Source organism: Cryobacterium cheniae (assembly GCF_004403395.1).
Lineage (GTDB): Bacteria > Actinomycetota > Actinomycetes > Actinomycetales > Microbacteriaceae > Cryobacterium > Cryobacterium cheniae.
The window spans coordinates 1-20,510 of sequence record NZ_SOGN01000022.1; the positions used below are offsets into that span (position 1 = coordinate 1).

Annotated in this window: 20 protein-coding genes and 1 pseudogene; 15 read left to right on the forward strand and 6 right to left on the reverse strand. The window is 65.8% G+C overall.

Annotation, left to right across the window (positions count from 1 at the left end; translation table 11 throughout):
* Positions 1-58: 58 nt before the first annotated feature.
* The 4 genes and pseudogenes from E3T23_RS15775 to E3T23_RS03635 all read left to right on the forward strand — a co-directional run.
* Positions 59-274, forward strand: a pseudogene (locus E3T23_RS15775) (Ig-like domain-containing protein); the annotation flags it as partial.
* A gap of 28 nt (positions 275-302) precedes the next feature.
* Positions 303-1,574 (forward strand): Ig-like domain-containing protein, encoded by a 1,272-nt coding sequence (locus E3T23_RS15780; RefSeq protein WP_255570640.1) that lies wholly within the window; start codon positions 303-305, stop codon positions 1,572-1,574.
* 56 nt (positions 1,575-1,630) lie between these two features.
* The gene (locus tag E3T23_RS03630) at positions 1,631-2,557 is read left to right on the forward strand and encodes an aldo/keto reductase (protein WP_134369054.1); all 927 of its coding nucleotides are present in this window, start codon (positions 1,631-1,633) and stop codon (positions 2,555-2,557) included.
* A 160-nt stretch (positions 2,558-2,717) separates the two neighbouring features.
* Positions 2,718-3,587: an NAD(P)-dependent alcohol dehydrogenase gene (locus E3T23_RS03635; RefSeq protein ID WP_255570642.1), complete on the forward strand. Its 870-nt coding sequence runs from the start codon at positions 2,718-2,720 to the stop codon at positions 3,585-3,587.
* Between the two features lie 282 nt (positions 3,588-3,869).
* Here the strand turns inward: E3T23_RS03635 and E3T23_RS03640 are convergent, their stop codons facing one another.
* The 3 genes from E3T23_RS03640 to E3T23_RS03650 are packed head-to-tail and all read right to left on the reverse strand — an operon-like array spanning position 3,870 to position 5,598.
* Positions 3,870-4,454: a DUF3618 domain-containing protein gene (locus E3T23_RS03640; protein WP_134369056.1), complete on the reverse strand. Its 585-nt coding sequence runs from the start codon at positions 4,452-4,454 to the stop codon at positions 3,870-3,872.
* Entirely contained in the window at positions 4,451-4,867 is a 417-nt protein-coding gene (locus E3T23_RS03645) for a phage holin family protein (RefSeq protein WP_134369057.1), read from the reverse strand. The genes E3T23_RS03640 and E3T23_RS03645 overlap by 4 nt, the downstream gene beginning before the upstream one ends.
* Complete coding sequence (locus E3T23_RS03650) at positions 4,864-5,598, reverse strand: hypothetical protein (protein ID WP_134369058.1); 735 nt, start codon at positions 5,596-5,598, stop codon at positions 4,864-4,866. The genes E3T23_RS03645 and E3T23_RS03650 overlap by 4 nt, the downstream gene beginning before the upstream one ends.
* Before the next feature lie 352 nt (positions 5,599-5,950).
* Between E3T23_RS03650 and E3T23_RS03655 the strand changes: the two genes are divergently transcribed.
* The gene (locus E3T23_RS03655) at positions 5,951-8,977 is read left to right on the forward strand and encodes an alpha-mannosidase (RefSeq protein WP_134369059.1); all 3,027 of its coding nucleotides are present in this window, start codon (positions 5,951-5,953) and stop codon (positions 8,975-8,977) included.
* 142 nt (positions 8,978-9,119) lie between these two features.
* Positions 9,120-9,836, forward strand: a complete 717-nt coding sequence (locus E3T23_RS03660) for a hypothetical protein (RefSeq protein WP_134369060.1) — start codon at positions 9,120-9,122, stop codon at positions 9,834-9,836.
* Between the two features lie 39 nt (positions 9,837-9,875).
* Here E3T23_RS03660 and E3T23_RS03665 read toward each other — a convergent pair whose 3' ends face one another.
* Positions 9,876-10,499, reverse strand: a complete 624-nt coding sequence (locus E3T23_RS03665; RefSeq protein ID WP_134369061.1) for a LysE family transporter — start codon at positions 10,497-10,499, stop codon at positions 9,876-9,878.
* Positions 10,500-10,549: 50 nt separating this feature from the next.
* On the reverse strand, positions 10,550-11,443 hold the full coding sequence (locus E3T23_RS03670) for a DUF808 domain-containing protein (RefSeq protein WP_134369075.1): 894 nt from the start codon (positions 11,441-11,443) through the stop codon (positions 10,550-10,552).
* 201 nt (positions 11,444-11,644) lie between these two features.
* On the opposite strand from E3T23_RS03670, the gene E3T23_RS03675 reads away from it, so the two are divergent.
* The 8 genes from E3T23_RS03675 to E3T23_RS03710 all read left to right on the forward strand — a co-directional run bounded on the left by E3T23_RS03675 (position 11,645) and on the right by E3T23_RS03710 (position 18,729).
* The gene (locus tag E3T23_RS03675) at positions 11,645-12,235 is read left to right on the forward strand and encodes a PadR family transcriptional regulator (RefSeq protein ID WP_134369062.1); all 591 of its coding nucleotides are present in this window, start codon (positions 11,645-11,647) and stop codon (positions 12,233-12,235) included.
* A 37-nt stretch (positions 12,236-12,272) separates the two neighbouring features.
* Positions 12,273-13,970: an ABC1 kinase family protein gene (locus E3T23_RS03680; RefSeq protein WP_134369063.1), complete on the forward strand. Its 1,698-nt coding sequence runs from the start codon at positions 12,273-12,275 to the stop codon at positions 13,968-13,970.
* Positions 13,971-14,007: 37 nt separating this feature from the next.
* Positions 14,008-14,424, forward strand: a complete 417-nt coding sequence (locus E3T23_RS03685; RefSeq protein ID WP_134369064.1) for a low affinity iron permease family protein — start codon at positions 14,008-14,010, stop codon at positions 14,422-14,424.
* Between the two features lie 101 nt (positions 14,425-14,525).
* Positions 14,526-14,738: a three-helix bundle dimerization domain-containing protein gene (locus tag E3T23_RS15955; RefSeq protein WP_134369065.1), complete on the forward strand. Its 213-nt coding sequence runs from the start codon at positions 14,526-14,528 to the stop codon at positions 14,736-14,738.
* 181 nt (positions 14,739-14,919) lie between these two features.
* Entirely contained in the window at positions 14,920-15,561 is a 642-nt protein-coding gene (locus E3T23_RS03695) for an ABC transporter permease (protein ID WP_134369066.1), read from the forward strand.
* Positions 15,562-15,622: 61 nt separating this feature from the next.
* Entirely contained in the window at positions 15,623-16,870 is a 1,248-nt protein-coding gene (locus E3T23_RS03700; RefSeq protein WP_241977581.1) for an ABC transporter ATP-binding protein, read from the forward strand.
* A gap of 104 nt (positions 16,871-16,974) precedes the next feature.
* On the forward strand, positions 16,975-17,703 hold the full coding sequence (locus tag E3T23_RS03705; RefSeq protein ID WP_134369077.1) for an ABC transporter permease: 729 nt from the start codon (positions 16,975-16,977) through the stop codon (positions 17,701-17,703).
* Entirely contained in the window at positions 17,704-18,729 is a 1,026-nt protein-coding gene (locus E3T23_RS03710) for a glycine betaine ABC transporter substrate-binding protein (protein ID WP_134369067.1), read from the forward strand.
* Between the two features lie 196 nt (positions 18,730-18,925).
* On the opposite strand, the gene E3T23_RS03715 is transcribed toward E3T23_RS03710, so the two are convergent.
* The gene (locus E3T23_RS03715) at positions 18,926-19,714 is read right to left on the reverse strand and encodes an SDR family NAD(P)-dependent oxidoreductase (protein WP_134369068.1); all 789 of its coding nucleotides are present in this window, start codon (positions 19,712-19,714) and stop codon (positions 18,926-18,928) included.
* A gap of 88 nt (positions 19,715-19,802) precedes the next feature.
* On the opposite strand from E3T23_RS03715, the gene E3T23_RS03720 reads away from it, so the two are divergent.
* Complete coding sequence (locus E3T23_RS03720; protein WP_134369069.1) at positions 19,803-20,507, forward strand: histidine phosphatase family protein; 705 nt, start codon at positions 19,803-19,805, stop codon at positions 20,505-20,507.
* The last annotated feature ends 3 nt before the right edge of the window (positions 20,508-20,510 follow it).

Here is a 20,510-nt window from a genome sequence, read left to right on the forward strand (position 1 = left end):
TGATGGGCGCCCGGTGTGCGACACCGCCACGGTAACCCTCAACGTCACCGCAGTCCCGGTGGTCCAGTCTCCGCCGGTCGCTGTTGATGACGGGCCGATTGCGGTGACTTCTGGTGTGGCCCGGACGGTTGATGTTCCGGCGAATGACACGGATGTTGATGGCGACCTGGATCTGACATCCGTCGTTGTCACGACACCGCCCGCTCACGGCACGACGTCGGTCAACGCGACGACGGGTGTTGTCACGTACACGCCGTCGGGGTCGTATGTTGGCTCGGACTCGTTCGAGTACCGCATTTGTGATGGGCGCCCGGTGTGCGATACCGCCACGNTCCGTCTCGGTCACGACACCGCCCGCTCACGGCACGACGTCGGTCAACGCGACGACGGGTGTTGTCACGTACACGCCGTCGGGGTCGTATGTTGGCTCGGACTCGTTCGAGTACCGCATTTGTGATGGGCGCCCGGTGTGCGACACCGCCACGGTAACCCTCAACGTCACCGCAGTCCCGGTGGTCCAGTCTCCGCCGGTCGCTGTTGATGACGGGCCGATCGCGGTGACTTCTGGTGTGGCCCGGACGGTTGATGTTCCGGCGAATGACACCGATGTTGATGGCGACCTGGATCTGACATCCGTCGTTGTCACGACACCGCCCGCTCATGGGACGACGTCGGTCAACGCGACGACGGGTGTTGTCACGTACACGCCGTCGGGGTCGTATGTTGGCTCGGACTCGTTCGAGTACCGCATTTGTGATGGGCGCCCGGTGTGCGATACCGCCACGGTAACCCTCAACGTCACTGCAGTTCCGGTGGTTCAGTCTCCGCCGGTCGCTGTTGATGACAGCTCGCCGGCCGTGTCCGGTGTCCCCTTAGTGATCGCTGTCGCGGACAACGATTCGGACGTCGACGGCAATCTCGATGTCACGACCGTGTCGGTGACTGTGGCGCCATCACACGGTACCGTCTCGGTCGACCCTGTTCTTGGTGAGATCACATACACCGCGGACTCGTTGTACACGGGGACCGATACGTTTACGTATGTGATCTGCGACACCACAGACCGTTGCGACACCGCAATCGTCACAGTCAGGGTTACGGCTCCTCCGGCAACCAGTACGCCACCAGTTGCTGAAGACAACGACGTGACCACGACTGTCGGCAAACCATTAGTTATCGATGTCCTCGGCAATGACACTGACCTTGATGGTGATCTTGACCCGACTTCAGTTTCGATCGTTGCCGGACCCACCCACGGCACCGTCGATGTTGACCCTGATACCGGCGAGGTAACTTATTCGCCCGACTCCGGCTACACCGGCACCGACTCCTTCACCTACAAAGTTTGTGACGTTGACGGCAATTGCGACACCGCCACTGTCACAGTGAAGGTCGGCGTGGTAGTCGGCCCGCCAGTCGATGCTGGTCGATCTCTCGCAGTCACGGGCGCCGACCCGGGCCAACCGATTGTTCTCGCGACTTTGCTCTTCCTGACGGGACTTCTTCTCGTCCGCAAACGCCGCCGGTCTATTTCGGGAAGCCTTCTTCGAGTAGGTCGGTTCACCACCAACTAGGCGATAACCCAGGAGGAGTCCCGATTGAGAAATTTGAAGTAGGGCAGGATGGTTTGATGAAGATATTCAACCCTCCCCGCACGAATCTGCAGGCATCCAATGTCATCCTCGGGATGATGAGGATCTCGGAAATGGACGATCAGGAGATCCGCGCTCTCGTCGGCACCGCTCGGGATGCCGGCATCAATTTCTTTGATCACGCCGATATCTACGGTGGCGCGCACGGCTGCGAAAAGCGGTTCGGTGACGCGGTCACGTTCACGGACGCAGAGCGTGAGGCGGTCATCATTCAGTCAAAGGTCGGCATCCGTCAGGGCTTTTTTGATTTCTCCAAGGAGCACATCCTCCGCTCGGTCGACGAGTCTCTCGCGGCGCTGAACATCGACTACCTGGACATTTTGCTGCTGCACCGTCCGGACACTTTGGTCGAGCCCGAGGATGTTGCCGCGGCGTTCGACGTGCTGCACGCCGCGGGAAAGGTGCGCAACTTCGGTGTCTCCAATCAGACGCCCGGGGTGATCGAACTGCTCAAGCGTTCGGTCAACCAGCCGCTGGCCTTCAACCAGGTGCAGCTGAGCATCACCCACGCGCCGTTGATCGCTCAGGGAGTCGCGGCCAACATGGCCGGGCTGGAGCAGTCCGTTGTTCGGGACAACGGGCTCCTCGAGTACAGCAGACTGAACGACATCACCCTGCAGGCCTGGTCGCCGTTCCAGAGCGGCAGCTTCGACGGCGTGTTCGTGGGCGACCGGGAGAATTACGGCCCGCTCAATGACGCCCTCGATGACATCGCCGCCGCCCACGGGGTCACGCCCACGGGGATCGCGGTCGCCTGGATCACCCGGCACCCGGCCAACATTCAGGTGGTCCTGGGGACGACCAAGCCCGCGCGAGTGGTGGAATCTGCCGCAGGGTCCGACATTCCGCTCAGCCGTGAGGAGTGGTACCGCCTCTTCACAACCGCTGGGCACGTCCTCCCGTAAGCACGAGGGCACCCGGGCCTACACTGACGTGCATGTCCAACTCCCCGCGCATGAGTGTCAGAGGCCGATCGGCGTGAGGGCCGCCGTCTACGACCGGTACGGCCCGCCCTCCGTACTGTGCGTCGAGAACATACCGGCGCCATCGCCGGGCCCCAATCAGGTGCTCGTGGAGGTGGTCGCGACATCCGTCAACCTCTCGGACTGGGAGGGACTGACAGGGTCCCCCTTGTACGCCCGGATCGGGGGACTCCGCGCCCCCAGGCGACGGGTTCTCGGTTCCGATATCGCCGGTCGGGTCGCCGCGGTCGGCGCCGGCGTGACCCGATTCAGCGTCGGCGATGAGGTGTACGGCGACAATCTCGCCCTGATGGGCGGTTTCGCCGAGTATGCCGTGGCGCCCGACAAGATGCTGGCGCACAAGCCGGAGGGGTTGACGTTCGCCGAGGCCTCGACACTGCCGCAGGCGGGCGCGATTGCGCTTCAAGGCACGGCGCGGGTGCGACCGGGGCAACGGGTCCTGGTCAATGGCGCCGGTGGCGGATCGGGTACGTTCGCGGTCCAGCTCGCTGCGCGCGCCGGGGCGCACGTCACCGGTGTCGACAATGCGGGCAAGCTTGATTACCTGCGCGAGCTCGGCGCCGAAGACGTGGTCGATTATCGCCGCTCGGACTTCACGCGGCTCGAACCGTTCGACCTCGTGCTCGATCTCGTCGCGCGCCGGTCCGTCTTCGCCTACCGGCGGGCGCTGGCTCCGGGAGGCCGCTATTTCTGCGTCGGCGGTGCAGTGCCGACGCTGCTCGGGGTCGGCACGATCGGCGCGGTGCTCGGCCGCCTGACCGGGCGCCGGATGGGTGTCCTCGCCGTCAAGCAGGGACCGGCTCACTTCATGCCGGCCGCCGAACTGTGTGTCGCCGGCGACCTGCGCATCCGAATCGACCGCACCTTCACGCTCGACGAGGTGCCGCAGTCCCTCGCCTACGTTGGCGAAGGGCGGGCGCTCGGCAAGGTGGTCGTCACCCCGCAGGGGTGAAAACCGGTGGACCGCTGTTCGCAGGCAGACAAGAATCCGTCGGCAGATCAGGTCAAGCGTTCGGAGACGTGAACAGCGACTTCATCCCCGACGTCCTTGCCGATCTTCTTGCGTAGTTAGGCGCTGATTACGATCGTCTTCCTTGTTCAAGTCGCGCACTTTTGAGAGCTGCCCTCAGGGAAAAGAAATCGCTCTTGAGGACCCTCAAGAGCGATTTCTTTTTACCGGGCGTCCCCGGCTCCTGCCCGCAGCGATTTCCTCGACGGCGAAGCAACCCCGGCACTATCCGGTCGGGTTCTGCCCCGCGTGCTTCGCTTCGTCACGCACCTGGCCGGCAGCGTCGGTGGTCTCGGCCTTGACGGTGCCCGCCGCATCGGTGGCCGTGTCCTGCACTGCCTCTGCGGCGTTGGCGAGCGGCTCCTTGAGATTTTCGCCGACCTGCTTTGCGGCGTTGGCCACCTCGTGGACCAGCGGCTCGGCTGCTTCGGTGATGTTCCCGGCGATTCGTTTCTCTGTGGTGCTCGCCGGAATCAGCGACGATGCCAGCCAGCCGGCACCGAAGGCGATCAGGCCAATGGCGAGGGGGTTGCCCTTCGCTTTCTGGGCTGCCTGGTGTGCCAGGTCGGAGGCGTCATCGGCCACGCCGCCCAGGGAATCGCCCGCGTCGGAGGCCGAGCCCATCAACTTGTCTTTCACAGAGCCCACGGCTCCTTTCACTTTGTCGGTCTGGCGTTGCATGATTTTGCCCGGCGTGACCTTGTCCGCCAGGGCGTCGACGTCGCTGCCGAGTTCCCGACGGGTCTGTTCGATCTCGGCGCGGAGGACGTCCGGATCGGTGCTCGTGCTGGTAGTGAAGTCGGTGCTCATCGGTTTTCCTCATTTCGTTTGAGTGCGTCTGGGATGTGCTTCAAGGAATCGACGGTGCGAGGCGCGCCCTGAACGGTCTTGAGTTCCTTGCGGCCCAGGACGTACAGCACGGCGGCAACGATTCCCCAGAACAGGGCGACGATGAACGCCGCCCAGGCGATGTCGATGACTTGCCCGAGTCCCCACCATGCCGCGAGCGACAGGAAGAGAACGGTGAGGTGGCCGGCATACCCGGCACCCCCGAGCAGACCGGCCCCCTTGCCGGCGCGGGTGGCGGATTGACGCACTTCCGCCTTGGCCAGCTCAACCTCTTGGCGCATGAGGGTGGAAACGTCACGGGTGACCTCGCCGAGCAGGTCGCCCAGGGATGTATCGGCGGCCTTGCGCTCGGAGGGTGTGTGCAGTTCGGTCATCGCGGCAACCCGCCGAGGTTGGGGTTGGTTGAGCGGAACTCGGGGTCGGAGCCGAACTCGGCGCTGGCGGTGTAGTCGGGGTTGGTGGCCGTGTAACCGGGGGCGGTGGAGGCGTAACCGGGGGTGGCCTCGGACTTGGGCGTGGCAGCCTCGGCAGAGTCCTTTGACTCCTCGACCGCTCCGCGCGTCAGCCGCCCGGCGAGGACACCCGCCACAGCGGCGATGGCAATAAAGGTTCCGGGCTTGCGCCGGGCATAGGTCTTAACCTCGCTGAGGAGGGAACCTGGGTCGCGCTGGTCCAGCCAGTCTGCGATTCCGGTCGCACGCGTCGCGGCCTGTTCGGCAAGATCGCTCGCCACTCCCTGGGTTTCGGATGTCCCGGCCATCGCGGCCAACTCGTCGGCAAGCGATCGGATGCCCGACGCGACCCGCTTCTGCTGGGATGCGGCCTGGTCGGCGAGTTCCGTCTGGGTTTCGCGGTACAGGTCTTTTGCCTGCTTCTTGGTCTCAGAGCCGACCTTGCGAATCTCTTCCTTGGTGACGTCGGCGACGTGCTGACCGGCGGCGACCGAGGTGTCCTTGACGTCGGCGGCCCGGTCTCCAGCGGTGGGGCCCTGGCCGGCAGTGGTGCCCACGGGGGCTGTGCTGCTGTTGTAATCGGTGGTCTTCGTGTCGTGGTTGAAGTCAAATCCGGCGTTACCGGGGGCGTATGTTGGATCGGCGTTCGACATAGCTCTCCTTCGAAATGTGGACGGGTCCGTTGACGATCGCCGACGGCATACCCGATATGCCAATATCATGATTCGGGCCGTGGAGACCGCGCAAGCAACCTGAGAAAAGTGGCCAATGTTGCCAGATTGCGTGACGAAATGGGAATATTCACGTCATTAAGAAACTGTCTTCCCGCCCCAGAGATCGCTCACAGCCGATGCCACAACGATCGTGGCCGCGCGTACCATGACGGTCATGCATGGCGCCGAATCGACATCCGAGAGTGCGCATTGCTCAACGAAATCGAGGGTTGACACCGGTGCTATCCGCGGCCAGGGGAAAACTGCCTCGATCGCGGGCTGAGGAGCCATCATGCATGACAATCGAGTACTTCTCGAAGCGCGAATCGAGCGCGTCATTCGGGAGCGGATCCAACCCGCCGTCTACCGCCGCACCGCCCCGCTGACAATCGCCGCCTGGACCGTCGACGACGAGCCGGTGCCGTTCGACGCGGCCATCGGGCAGCGCTACGAACCTTTCGCCGTCGGTGGCGCGTGGGGCAAACCCTGGGGCACCGTCTGGTTCCACCTCACGGGAGGGGTGCCGGCCGAGTGGGCCGAAGAGGGCACCCGGGCCGAAGTTGTCGTCGACCTCGGATTCTCCGCCACACTCCCGGGCTTCCAGGCCGAGGGAACCGCCTACACGGGGGACGGAGTGATCATCAAGGCGATCGAACCGCTCAACAGCTACATCCCGGCGGGAGACGCGGGGGATCCCGTCGACATCTATCTTGAGGCAGCCGCCAATCCGAATATCGCCGGCATCTTCACCTTCGGTGTGACCGAGCTCGGCGACAAGGCCACGGCCGGGGAGGCGACCAGTTACGTTCTGCGTCGTCTCGAACTCGGGCAACTCGACGTCGCCGTCTGGGAGCTCCTGCAGGACACCTGGACCCTGATCGGCCTGATGAACGAGCTTCCGGATGGCCTTCCGCGGCGGTCCGACATCCTGCAGGCGCTCCGGCGGATGGCCGACGCTCTCGATCCGGACGACGTCGCGGGCACGGCCGCGGCCGCCCGGTCGGCCCTCGCCGACGTGCTCGCGAGTCCCGCCTACGCGAGTGCCCACCGCCTTGCCGCCGTCGGTCACGCCCACATCGACTCCGCCTGGCTGTGGCCGGTGCGCGAGACCGTGCGCAAGGTCGCGCGCACCTTCTCGAACGTGCTCGCGCTGATGGAGGAGGACCCGGACTTCACCTTCGCCGCCTCCTCGGCGCAGCAGTACGCGTGGCTCCAGGTTCACTATCCGGAGCTGTTCGAGCGGGTGAAGAAGCAGGTGGCGGCGGGCCGATTCATCCCGGTCGGCGGCATGTGGGTCGAGTCCGACACGAATATGCCGGGCGGCGAAGCCCTCGCGCGGCAATTCGTCGCGGGCAAGAAGTTCTTCATGGAGGAGCTCGGCGTCGAGCCGCTCGAGGTGTGGCTTCCGGATTCGTTCGGTTACACCGCGTCGCTGCCGCAGATCGTGGCAGCGGCGGGATCACGCTGGCTGCTGACGCAGAAGATGTCCTGGAACGAGACGAACCGGATGCCGCATCACACCTTCTGGTGGGAGGGTATCGACGGCACACGGATCTTCACTCATTTCCCCCCAGTCGACACCTACAGCGCGGAAATCTCCGGCAAGGAGCTCGCCAGGGCGGAACGCCAGTACGCCGAAAAGGGGGTCGGCACGACCTCACTCCTGCCGTTCGGGTGGGGCGACGGCGGGGGAGGACCGACCCGCGAGATGCTGGCGGCCGCGGCGCGCACGCGTGACCTCGAGGGGTCTCCCCGCGTCACGATGACGACGCCGGAGCAGTTCTTCCAGGCCGCGCACCACGAATACATCGAGGCGCCGGTCTGGTCGGGGGAGATGTACCTCGAATTCCATCGCGGCACCTACACCTCCCAGGCCAAGACGAAGCGCGGCAATCGCCGCAGCGAACACCTCCTCCGCGAGGCGGAGCTCTGGGCCACTGCCGCGACGGTCCTTCGCGGCGCGGAGTACCCGTACGACGTCCTCAATGACGTCTGGAAGACGGTGCTCCTGCAGCAGTTCCACGACATCCTCCCTGGCACATCGATCGCCTGGGTGCACCAGGAGGCCGAGCGCAACTACTCGGCGGTCGCCGTGACCCTGGGCGAGCAGATCACCCGATCCCTTGAAATCCTGGCCGGCGACGGCAGCCATCCGCTCACCTTCAACGCCGGGCCGAACGCACGCGACGGTGTCCCGGGCCTTTCCGCCGCGATCGCGGCGCGGACGGGCGCGGCCGAGGTCACCGAGAGCGGGGCCGGTTTGGTCCTCGCCAATGACCGGGTTCGTGTCGTCATCGACGATCGGGGACTCATCGTGTCGATGCGCGACCTCGTCGCCGATCGAGAGGTCATCCCCGCCGGTGAGGCCGCCAATCTGCTGCAGCTGTTCCGGGACACCCCGATCCAATGGGACGCCTGGGACATCGACGAGAGTTACAAGAACGTCGGACAGGATTTGACCGAGGCCTCCAGCGTCGCTGTCACCGACGACGGATTCGGGGTCAGGGTCGACCGGTCCTTCGGCTCCTCCTCAGTGGTCCAGACCCTCCGGCTCAACGGTGCGTCCGGCGCCCTCGAGATCCACACGGCGATCGACTGGCACGAGTCCCAGAAACTCCTGAAGCTCGCCTTCCCCCTCGCTGTCCACGCCGACCGCGCGGCATCCGAAATGCAGTTCGGGCATGTCTACCGGCCGACCCACGCGAACACCTCCTGGGACGCCGCCCGGTTCGAGACCGTTGCCCACCGCTGGGTTCACGTCGGCGAGCCGGGCTACGGTGTCGCCGTCGCCAACGACGCCAGCTACGGGCACGACATCCGCCGCGCCGCACTGGCCGGTGGCGGGACGAGCACCGTCGTTCGCGTCTCGCTCCTGCGCGCGCCGCTCTTTCCCGACCCCGTCTCGGACCAGGGCGCGCAGGAGTTCGTCGTCTCGCTGCGTGTCGGCGCCGAGATAGCGGATGCCGTCGACGAGGGCTACAGGGTCAACCTGCCCCTGCGCGAGGTGGCGGGAGCCGGCCCGGTGGCACCCCTGGTCGTCGTGACCAATCCGGCGATCGTCGTCGAGGCGGTCAAGCTCGCGGAGGACCGTTCCGGCGACGTGATCGTGCGGCTCTACGAGTCGTTGGGCGCGCGTGCGCGCGGCGACCTGGCTCCGGGATTCGGCTGGTCGCACGTCACGGAGACCGACCTGCTCGAGCGGCAGACAGATCCGAGCGCCGTGATCGGGCGATCCGACCGAGCCATCTCACTCTCGCTCCGCCCGTTCCAGCTCGTCACCCTGCGCCTTCGTCGCACCGCGACAGAGGATGTCGGCTGAGGACACCTCGCCCGGAGACGAGCGTCATGACGCGCGGTGATGTGGAGCCGCGGGCACGTGTCATGCGGGGCGCGCATGATAAATTCGAGTGTTCCGAAACCGGAGCGGTAGAGCACACAGAACACTGTCGAGAGGCTCAAGCATGAGCGAGCAAACGAGCATCCGAGTCCGACGTCTCAGTCAGAAGCATCGGGCAGCGTTTGTCACGTTGCTCACTGAGCACCCGCAGGCCGACATCGATGACGCGCCTGAGGTCTATTTCGATGACACCATCGAACTCCAGGTTGAGTCCGAGGCATTCGCCCTGGTCGCCGAAGCCGAGGACGGACGGCTTCTCGGCGCTGTCGTCACCGAGCCGGACAGCTACGTTGACGAGAATCTGCTCGACGAAGACTCCACCGACGACGACATCGACGAGGCAATCGTCAGCGACCACGGCACCGCCGTGTTCGAGCTGCTGGTCACCGGTGGCTCCGCGGAGGTATGCCGGTCACTCCTCAACACACTCGCGCCGGCCCTCACCACCCGCGGTTACGCTCAGGTGCACGCCAGCGTCCCGCCGGACCTCGCCGGGGTCTTTCGCGGCCAGGGCTGGGTTGTCCTGCCGGAAAACACCGGCATCGCGTGGATGGGCATGGACCAGTCAGACGAGCAGGTGCGCGACTATGAAGCGATCCCGAGCGGCTCGCTGTCCGCGTACCTCATCATCGACCCCAACGTGTACATGTCCTGGCCGTATGACGCCCCGGACGACCCCGAAGATGACGACTCCCGCCAGGAGAACATCGCCAGGGGCATGGAAGAGTTCGCAGCCCGGGTTGAGGCAGAAGCATCCGCAGACGGTCCCTCGGGTAGCTGACCACTGGCCGCTGATCACTGACCGCGGACCACTGACCACTCAGTGGATGACCGCGAGCAGCACGCCGACCGCGACGAAGAGCACGCCGAAGACGCGGTTCAAGACTTGCTGACCGTGCGCGTCGCGGGTGAATCGCTGGAAGGAACGCGCCGTTCCGGCGAAGAAGAACCACATCACCAGAACGTCGATGACGACGGTGGTGGCGGCGACGATCAGGTATTGGGCCGCCAGCGGTCGGTCGGCCCGGATGAACTGGGGGAGGAACGCCAGGAAGAACACGATCGCCTTGGGGTTCAGGATGTTCACCCACAGTCCGCGCCGGAACATCGACCAGCGGGGCTCATCGCTCAGGGACCGGGTGCGCTCGCCATCGAGATTCGGCTTGGCGAGAAATTGACGGATGCCCAGGTAGACCAGGTAGGCGGCCCCCACGTAGCGGATGATGTTGAAGGCGAGCGGGGAACTGGCCACGAGCAGGCCGACGCCGAGGGCCACGATCACGATGTGGATGAGCAGCGCGGCCTGCTGGCCGAGGATTCCCCAAATGGAGCGGCGAAAACCCGCGTTCAGGGCGTTGCTCATGGTGTTGATCGCCCCCGCGCCCGGCGTGAAGCTGATCAGGGCGCCCGCGCCGACCAGGGCCACCCAGAGGGAAAGCTGCACGGGGACATCCTCGTTTCGTTCCGATTGCGGTTATCGCGCCTGCGATTGGGTCAGGCCGTGACGCCGTGTGGCTGCTTGCGCTTGCGAAGACGTGAAAACGCGGTCAGGGCCACGACGATGATGAGGCCGAGGATGAGCCCGAACACGAGCGACATCGCGGTGTCGGTGAACCAGACGATGACGGGTCCGGCAGATTCGACCACATCCGTCACAGCATGCACCACGTCGTAGGGACCGGTCCAGATCGTGTCGGCCAGGTTAGCGATCACCAGGTGGCCGCCCACCCACAACATGGCGACCGTGCCGACGATGCTGATCACACGGAACACGGCCGGCATCGACCGCACAATGTGCGCGCCGGTGCGCCGCACGCGTCGTGCCGGGTTCTTCATCAGCGACAGTCCAACGTCGTCGATCTTGACCAGCAGGGCGACCGTGCCGTAGACGAGCGCCGTCATCCCCAGGCCGATCACCACCAGAGCGCCGAGCGTCAGCCCGATCCCGAAGTCAGGGTCGAGACCCGCCAGGGCGATGAGCATGATCTCCGTGCTGAGGATGAGGTCGGTGCGAATAGCGCCGAAGACGAGTTTCTTCTCATCCCGCGCTTCCGTGTCCTCGGTGCCGTGATGGACGCCGAACCACTCGGTGACTTTCTCCGCACCCTCGAAGCACAGATAGGTTCCGCCGATGATCAGCAGCCACGGCAACACCCACGGCGCGAATGCGGAGAGGAGCAGTGCGAGCGGGATGATGATGACGAACTTGTTGAACAGGCTGCCGAGCGCGATCCGCCCCACGATGGGAAGCTCCCGCGCCGGAGACAGCCCCTGGACGTACTGAGGCGTGACGGCCGCATCGTCGATCACGACGCCTGCGGTCTTGGCGCTCGCTTTGAGGGCGGCGGTGAGTATGTCATCGACAACGGCGAGCAGGCCGACGGACATCTGGTTCTCCTCGGATTCGGGGGCGTCGTCCGGGTGCAGGGCAACGGCAATGGGGTCCACATTACCGCGTGGCAGAGTGGGTACAGGCGCTTCCCAGACGGTGGATTGAATATGGACTCTGGTTTCGCCAACAAGACATTTCAACGATATATCGCTAGGTATCGCCGAGCACGGTGTGGCTACGGCGCGGAGGAGGACATCATGAGCAATTCATTTATGGGTGATGGGTTCGGGGGACGCCGGGGCGGTTCTGGCGAGGGCTGGCCAAATGGGATGTGGGACGCCATGGAGCAGCTGCGCGCACAGTTCGACCGCAAGGGCGGCTCGAAGACGGCACGCGGGGACGTGCGTGCGGCGGTGCTTGCGTTGCTCGCCGAGAAGCCGATGTACGGCTCCCAGATCATCCAGGAGATCGAGGATCGCAGCCACGGTGCGTGGAAGCCGAGCCCCGGCGCGGTGTATCCGACGCTGCAACTGCTTGCGGACGACGGTCTCATCGGTGCTGAGGAGTCGAACGGTCGCAAGACCTACTCCCTCACGGACGAGGGTCGACGGGCAGCGGATGCCGCGGCGGAGCAGGCTGCGCCGTGGGAGGCACAGAGTGCTCGGGACACGGGACGGGACACCGGACGGGACACCGGGCGGGCGACCGCCCTGCCCAAGGCCGGCATCGACCTGGCTCAGGCCGCCGCACAGGTCGGGCGCTCCGGCAACCCGGAACAGGTGAAACAGGCCGTCGCCGTCCTGGAAGAGGCGCGTCGCAAGCTCTACGCCATCCTCGCCCAGGACTGACCGAGTGCCCAGAGCACGTCGGCGTCACGCAGATCCGATGGCCGACGTCGGGAATATGCGCGCCCGCTCCCGCAGGATCCTGTGGTTCGCCGCCCGCTATCTGGTGCAGACGTGGTGGTTCGAACTGCTTCTCCCGCGGGTCGGGCTCGCGCGAGTCTCAGCACGAAACAGATCGGCCCGCCTGCTGCACATCGCGCAGCGCTTTCGCGTGCTCGCTGTCGACCTGGGTGGCCTTATGATCAAGGTCGGCCAGTTCATGTCGTCACGCCTCGACGTGCTGCCGCCGGAGATCACGAAGGAGCTCGAGGGTCTGCAAGACGAGGTTCCGCCGGTGCCGTTCCCCGCTATCCGAGCCCTCGCCGAAGCCGAGCTGGGGGTGACGCTCGAGCGTGCGTTCTCGTTCGTCGATCCGACTCCGCTGGCGGCGGCATCCCTCGGCCAGGTGCACCGCGCTCGGCTATCCAGCACGGATGCCGCCGAGACCGGCCTGCTCGACGTCGTCGTCAAGATTCAGCGTCCGGGCATCAGCGAGATTGTCGATGTCGACCTCAGCGCTCTCCGCCGTGTCGCCCGCTGGCTCAGCCGCATACGCCTTGTCTACGATCGCGTCGACATGCCCGCCCTGGTCGAGGAGTTCGCGTTCACGAGTCTCGAGGAGATCGACTACCTGCACGAGGCGGCGAGCGCCGAGAGGTTCGCTCAGAACTTCGCAGACGACGCCCGGGTCAGCGTTCCCGAATTCGTGTGGGAGCGCACCACCCGGCGGGTGCTGACCCTGCAAGACGTCACCGCGATCAAAATCAACGACGTCGACGGGCTGAGGGCCGCCGGAATCGACCCAGCCGAAGTTGCCGATGCCTTCGCGGCCGTGATGTTCGACCAGCTCTTCGTGCATGGCTACTTCCACGCCGACCCGCACCCCGGCAACATCTTCGTCACGCCGCTGGGAGCGGACGACAATCGGAAGTGGAAGTTCACCTTCATCGACTTCGGGATGATGGGCGACGTCCCCGAGGCCTTGCGGCAGGGCCTGGTCACGTTGCTCATCGCAGCCGCGGCCCGCGATGGCAAGGGGATGGTGGACGGCATCCGCGAAGTGGGTGTCCTCCTGCCCTCCGCTGACACGGCTGAGCTCGAGCGGGCGATGACGAAGCTGTTCGCCCGGTTCGGCGGGATGGGTTTCGCCGAGTTGCAGGATGTCGACCCGCGCGAGTTCCGCGCCTTCGCCATCGAGTTCGGTGATGTGGTGCGCTCGCTGCCGTTTCAGCTGCCGGAGAACTTTCTTCTCATCGTGCGCGCGATGTCGTTGACCTCGGGAATGTGCAGTTCGCTCGACCCCGCCTTCAATATCTGGAATTCCGTCGAACCGTATTCCGCCCAACTGATCCGCGCCGAGGGCGGGAACGTGGTGCAGGCGGCCGCCAGGCAGGCGGTGTCGGTCGCGGGCATCATCGCGCGGCTGCCTCGGCGGCTCGACAACCTCACGACCCGGTTCGACGAGGGAACGGTTTCGGTGCAGACCCCTCGGCTCGAGCGCCGGCTGGTCGGCCTCGAGCGAACAGGGCGGCAGATCATCTCGGCAATCCTCTTCGCCGCCCTCCTCATCGGCGGCATCCTGCTTCGCGCCGAGGACGTCGTGATCGGAACGGTGCTCATGGCCGTTTCTGTGCTCCCGCTGCTGCACGCCCTCTTCGCCGGGATACTGGCGCGGCGCGGGCCCGGGACAGGGACGTGACGTGGGCAGTATCGGCGGAGGGGTTACGGTGATTCCTATGTCAAGTCAGAACGAGAAGCAGGATCCGGAGCGGCGGGAGCACAAGGGGAGCAGTCGACTGCTTCATCGGGTGGGTGATGCCACCTCGCTCGCCAGGGTGGGGCTGGCTGTCGCATCCCTCACGGCGCTATGGCTGGTGGTCGGCTTTGTGGTTGGCTTTCCGGCCTGGTGGAACAACGTGCTGTACTCCGTGACGTCATCGATCACGCTGGTCATGGTGTTCGTGATCCAGCACACCCAAGCCCGACAGCAGGCCGCGACACAGCGCAAACTCGACGAGGTGGTGCGAGCCGTTCCGACCGCGAACAATCGGCTCATTGCCGTTGAGGAGGCCGCCTCCGACGGGGAACTGGAGAAGTTAGCGGACAGCAATCTCGATCACCGCAAGCGCGCAGAAGCCGAAGGCCAACAATAAGCTTCTGTCCAGTGCGCCCCGGGCTGGGCAGGCTCGACCACCGGCGGCCCGTGGCGAACAATCGGATTGACGACCGCGGCAATCGGCGGCACTATCACGTTGTGAGCCTGGAAGAAGAACTGAAGGCCGTCGCGAAGGTGGTCGACCGTCTCGCGGAGAGATTCCCACATATCCCGCGGGCGAGTATCGAGAGGGCGGTCCTCGACGAGCACACAGCCCTGGACGGGAGTCCGATCCGGGATTTCGTGCCCGTACTGGTTGAACGCGGTGCCAGGGGTCGTCTTCGCGGTCACGCCGCGTCAGGCGACGCATAGGGCACACTCGAACCGCAAAAATCCCACGACACCCATAGGGGAGGGGCCGTGCGAGAATAGCCTTCTGCCCTCACCAACGGCTTTAAGCCTGCGTCCCCATCCAGTTCGGCATCCGCCCCTCCAGTTGCGTCCGTGACGGTGGCGGCGAATCGGTGTGTTGCGACGCGAAGAGGGTTTTAATGTGTGGGATTTCCTAAGTGACCAGTATGAGCAGATCCTGTTCAGCAGCTGGCAGCATTTCAGCCTCGTCGTACAGTGCCTGATCCTGGCAACGGTCATCGCCGTCGTGCTGGCCGCCCTCGTCTACCGTAATTCCGCGCTCACCGGGATCGCCAATTCCGTGTCGGCCATCGGCCTGACCATCCCGTCGTTTGCATTCATCGGACTGCTCATCGCGCCGCTCGGCTTCGGCGTCGTTCCGGCCGTCATCGTCGTGGCGTTCTTCGCCACGCTGCCCATTCTGCGGAACGCGGTCGTGGGTCTGTCGGGCATCTCACCCTCGATCGTGGAGTCAGCCCGCGGCATCGGCATGAGCCGGTTTCGCACGCTTGTCCAGGTGGAACTGCCGATGGCGTGGCCGATCATCCTCACGGGCATCCGGGTATCCGCTCAGATGGTCATGGGAGTCGCCGCGATCGCCGCATATTCCCTCGGCCCGGGCCTGGGCGGATTCATCTTCTCCGGCCTCGCCCGCCTCGGCGGCGCGAAATCCCTCGAGTCGGTGCTGACGGGCGTCATCGGCGTCGTCGTACTCGCCCTCATTCTTGATCTCCTTCTCGTCGGCCTCGGCCGCCTGACCACACCTCGAGGTATCCGTGTCTGAATTCACTTCATCCCCCCACGCTGAATCCACCAGCACCGACGATTCCGCCACCCCCACCGCCATCACCGGTGCCAGTATCCTGCTGGACCACGTCACCAAGCGCTTCCCCGGCCAGACGCGCCCCGCCGTGGACGGTCTCACCATGGAGATCCCGGCGGGCAAGATCGTCATGTTCGTCGGTCCCTCCGGCTGCGGCAAGACGACGACCCTCAAGATGATCAACCGACTCATCGAACCGAGCGAGGGCCGCATCGTCGTCGACGGTGACGACGTGACCGACATGAACAGCGACACCCTGCGCCGAGGCATCGGCTATGTCATTCAGGCCGGGGGACTCTTCCCGCACATGACGGTCGCCACCAACATCGGTATCGTGCCGAAGATGCTCGGCTGGGACAAGGCCCGCATCGCGGCCCGCGTGGACGAACTCCTCGAGCTCGTCTCCCTCGACCCGGCGCTCTACCGCGACCGCTATCCCAAGGAGCTCTCCGGCGGCCAGCAGCAACGCGTCGGCGTGGCGCGCGCGCTCGCGGCCGACCCGCCCATTCTGCTGATGGACGAACCCTTCGGCGCCGTGGACCCGATCACCCGCCTGCGCCTGCAGGACGAGTTGATCAACATCCAGGAAGAACTGCAGAAGACCATCGTCTGCGTCACCCACGACTTCGACGAGGCCGTCAAGCTCGGCGACTGGATCGCCATCTTCAACGAAGGCGCCCAGCTCGAGCAGTACGACACCCCGGAACGAATCCTCGGCGACCCGGCCAACGAGTTCGTCGAGAACTTCATCGGGTCCGGTGCCGGCCTCAAACAGCTCACCCTGACCCGGGTGGCGGACGTCGGCCTCAGGGCGGCCGTCGTGGGCAACCCCGGCGAACGGGCAGCGGATGTCCTCGCGCGCGTCGTCGAGGCCGGCCACGGTCACGCGGTCATCATCGATGAGCGTCGCCGTCCCCTCCAGAGGCTCTCCCGACGCGAGCTCGGCCGCCTCCAGGTGATCAGCGACATTCCCGACCCGAAACTCCCCGTCGTCGGCATCCGTGCCACGCTCAATGACGCGCTCGATACGATGCTCGTCTCGAGCGCCGGGGCCGCGCTCGTCACCGGCCGCCGCGACATGTTCAAGGGCGTCGTCGACGTGCAGACCGTCATGGACGCCATCACCCGGTCACAGGCCGCTGCCGGGCTCGATTCAGACCAGGCGCCCGTCGGACTCAACACCGGACTGTTCCAGGCGCAGGCGTCGGCCGCCGGATCCGACCCGAGCGAGATCGAAGGCAGCGGCGACGGCGCGGGGGCCGTGCAGTGAATAACCGCACCCTGAATACAGAAGCCGGCATCGCCGGGGGCGACTCCGCCGTCGAAACGCCGGGCGACCCGGCCGCGCCGGCCGTACCGGTCAGCCGTGCCCGCTTGGGGTGGCAATCCTGGCGGGGCCTGGTCTACCAGCTGGCCGGTATCCTGGTGGCGTTCCTCGCCCTCGTGATTTGGCTCCGGACGGCCGACCTCTCGCCGATCGAGCTCACCACCCTCGCCCCGGCGGCGCTCTGGGGCTACACCGTGGAGCACATCCAGCTCACCCTGCTCGCCGCGGTGATCGTGTTGGTCATCGCGATTCCCCTGGGAATCGCCCTGACCCGCAGGCCCCTGCGGTTTCTGACCGCCCCAGTGCTCGCGATCGCCAACGTCGGACAGGCCGCCCCCGCGATCGGCGTCGTCGTGCTGCTCGCCTTCTGGGTCGGTTTCGGCTTCTGGGCCGCGACGCTGAGCCTCGTCCTCTACGCTGCACTCCCGGTACTGCGCAACACCATGGTCGGCCTGCAGCAGGTCGATGCCCGCCTCATCGAAGCCGGACGAGGCATGGGCATGAGCTCCGCAGCCGTATTGTTTCGCGTGGAGCTTCCGCTCGCCGTGCCGGTCATGCTGTCAGGCGTGCGGACCGCCCTCGTCCTGCTGGTGGGCACCGCGGCCCTGGCCACGTTCGTCAACGGTGGGGGACTCGGCATCCTGATCATCACCGGAGTCAATCTCAGCCTCACCCCCGTGCTCGTCACCGGAGCCCTGCTCGTGGCCCTTCTCGCCCTGCTCATCGACTGGGTCGGACGCGTTGTCGAACACGTCGCCCGCCCGAAGGGACTCTAGATGTACCGCTCCTCGTCTCTCACCCGCCGCACGCCCCTCGGCCGCTGGGGTCTGGCCGCCGGTGTGCTCGCCCTGTCTGCCGTCGCCCTGACCGGGTGCGGCCTGCAGCCGTCGACCTCGTACGTGCCCGCACTCGGACCCGGATCGATCACCCCACTCGACGGTGCCGAGGGCGTCGAACTCACGGTCACGTCCAAGAGCTTCACCGAGCAGCTGCTGCTCGGCAAGATCGCGGTGCTCGCCGGGACCGCCGCGGGATTCGACGTCACCGACCTGAGTAATCTGCCCGGCAGCCAGCCGACCCGCGAGCTCCTCCTCTCCGGCCAGGCCGACGTGCTCTGGGAATACACCGGAACGGCGTGGCTGACCTACCTCGGTCAGGAAGAGTCGATCAGCGACCAGGACGAAATGTGGCAAGCCGTGCATGACCTGGACATCGACAACGGTCTCACCTGGGGCACGCCGGCGCCGATGAACAACACTTTCGCCATGGCGGTGCGCAGTGAGGCGGTCGTCGAGCTCGGCGGCATCACGACCATGTCCGAACTCGCCGCGCTGCCGGTGGAGGATCGAACTTTCTGCGTCGAAGCCGAATTCAACTCCCGGCCGGATGGCATGAACCCCATGCTCGCCCGTTATGGGCTGGAACGCGGTGCCGCCGACGGCGTGCCCGACAGCAACATCGGCATCTACGACACCGGTGCGATCTACAGTGCGACGGACGACGGAGCCTGCAACTTCGGTGAGGTCTTCACCACCGACGGCCGCCTCGACGCGCTCGACCTCATCGTTCTGGTCGACGACCTGGCGTTCTTCCCGGCGTACAACGTGGCGCCGGTGTTCTTCACCGAGACGATAGAGGCCCACCCCGGCCTGGAGGAGATCTTCGCCGAGATTTCGCCGAAGCTCACCGACGAGGTTCTGCGCGGCCTGAACCGCCAGGTTGACGTCGACGGTGACGAACCCGCCGATGTGGCCTATGCCTGGATGATCGAGGAGGGGTTCATCACGGACCCGACCAGCTGAACGGACCCGACCAACTGAACGGACCCGACCAACTGAACCGACCCGACCAACTGATTTGTGCGGTCTAGAGGAGCTGCGCGGGCTTGCGGTAGCTCCGCACCAGCAGGAACACGCTGATCACCAATGCCCACGCCGGAAAGATCAGGCCCACCCACACGCTCAGACTCGCCACGACGAGCAGCACGGCGGCGCCACCCTACCCCCGGGGCAGGAAGATCGAACCGGCGAGTGCGATCACCGTTTTGCGTGGGACGAACTTCACGAGCGATGAGGTGACCCGGTTGCGCGCACCGACCACCACGGACGGCACCGATTTCCGGGCATTGATTGCGGCCAGGGTCACGTCGACGACATCCGAGGCCGGCACCCGTCTGCCGGGCGACTGCCAGCCGGCGACATCGAAGAACTCGGTGTCGGTGGCACCCGGGCTCACCGCGAAGACCCGCACTCCGGTGTCGCGGGTCTCGCCCCAGACGGCTTCGGTGAACGACAGGACGAACGCCTTCGTTGCCGCGTAGACCGCCATCCCGGGAACGGGCTGGTACGCCGAGGTGCTGGCGATGTTCACGACGACGCCCGAGTCCCGGGCCACCATGCCGGGCAGGAAGGCGGCCGTCAGATCGACCAGCGTGCCGACGTTCAGAGCGATCTCCGTTCGCAGGCGGGCTCGGTCTTCGTCGACCAGGCGCGCATTGGTGCCGAATCCCGCGTTGTTCACCAGAACATCGACGGTGATCTCCCGGTCGAGGAGTGCCTGCTCAATGGCCGCGGCCGCGCCGGACTCGCTCAGGTCCTGCGACAGGATGGTGACGTCGATCCCGTTTTTCTTCCGCAAGTCGGATGCGAGCGCCTCCAGCTTGTCGGTTCGACGGGCGACCACGACCAGGTTCGTCCCCCTCGCGGCGAACGCCCGGGCGTAGTGACTGCCGATACCCGAGCTGGCGCCCGTGACGAGGGCTGTCTTGCCGGGAAAAACGAAATTCATGCTTCTGCTTCCTGGAGTCAACGGTGTTCACACCCTAGGGGAGCAGGCAGTCGGTGGGAACCCGGACCCGCCTGTCTAGGCTGTACCCATGGCCACAGTCATCCTCGTGCGGCACGGCCGCACCACCGCCAACGCCACCGGAATGCTGGCCGGCCGCACCAGGGGGGTACTTCTCGACCAGATCGGGCAGGACCAGGCCGCTCTCACCGGCAAGCGTCTGGCCGTGGTGCCGCTGGTCGGCGTGGTCTCGAGCCCCCTGGAACGCTGCCGAGAAACATCCCGGTTCATCCTCGACCACCAGACCGGTTCGCTCGTGACTCCGGTGGAGGAAGGGATCACCGAGTGCGACTACGGCGAGTGGCAGGGCCGAGCCCTCGGCGAGCTCGCCAAGGAGCAGCTCTGGTCGACCGTGCAGACACAGCCCTCGGCCGTCACCTTCCCCGGCGGCGAGTCGATGGCGACCATGCAGGCCCGGGCGGTGGCCGCCATCCGTCGTCATGACGCGACGTTCGAGGCCGAGCACGGGCCCGGCGCCGTATGGGTGGCGGTCAGCCACGGCGACATCATCAAGTCCGTTCTGGCCGACGCGCTCGGCATGCACCTGGACCTCTTCCAGCGCCTGGATGTGGGCCCGGCATCCGTTTCGATTGTGCGCTACGGCCCCAACCGGCCGAGCGTGCACGCCATCAACACGGATGCCGGCGACCTTTCCTGGCTCGGCGCCGGCGCCCCTCCGGCCGACGCGCCGATCGGCGGCGGAGCCGGTCAGGCGCCGCGCATGCCCGGAGCATAAAAT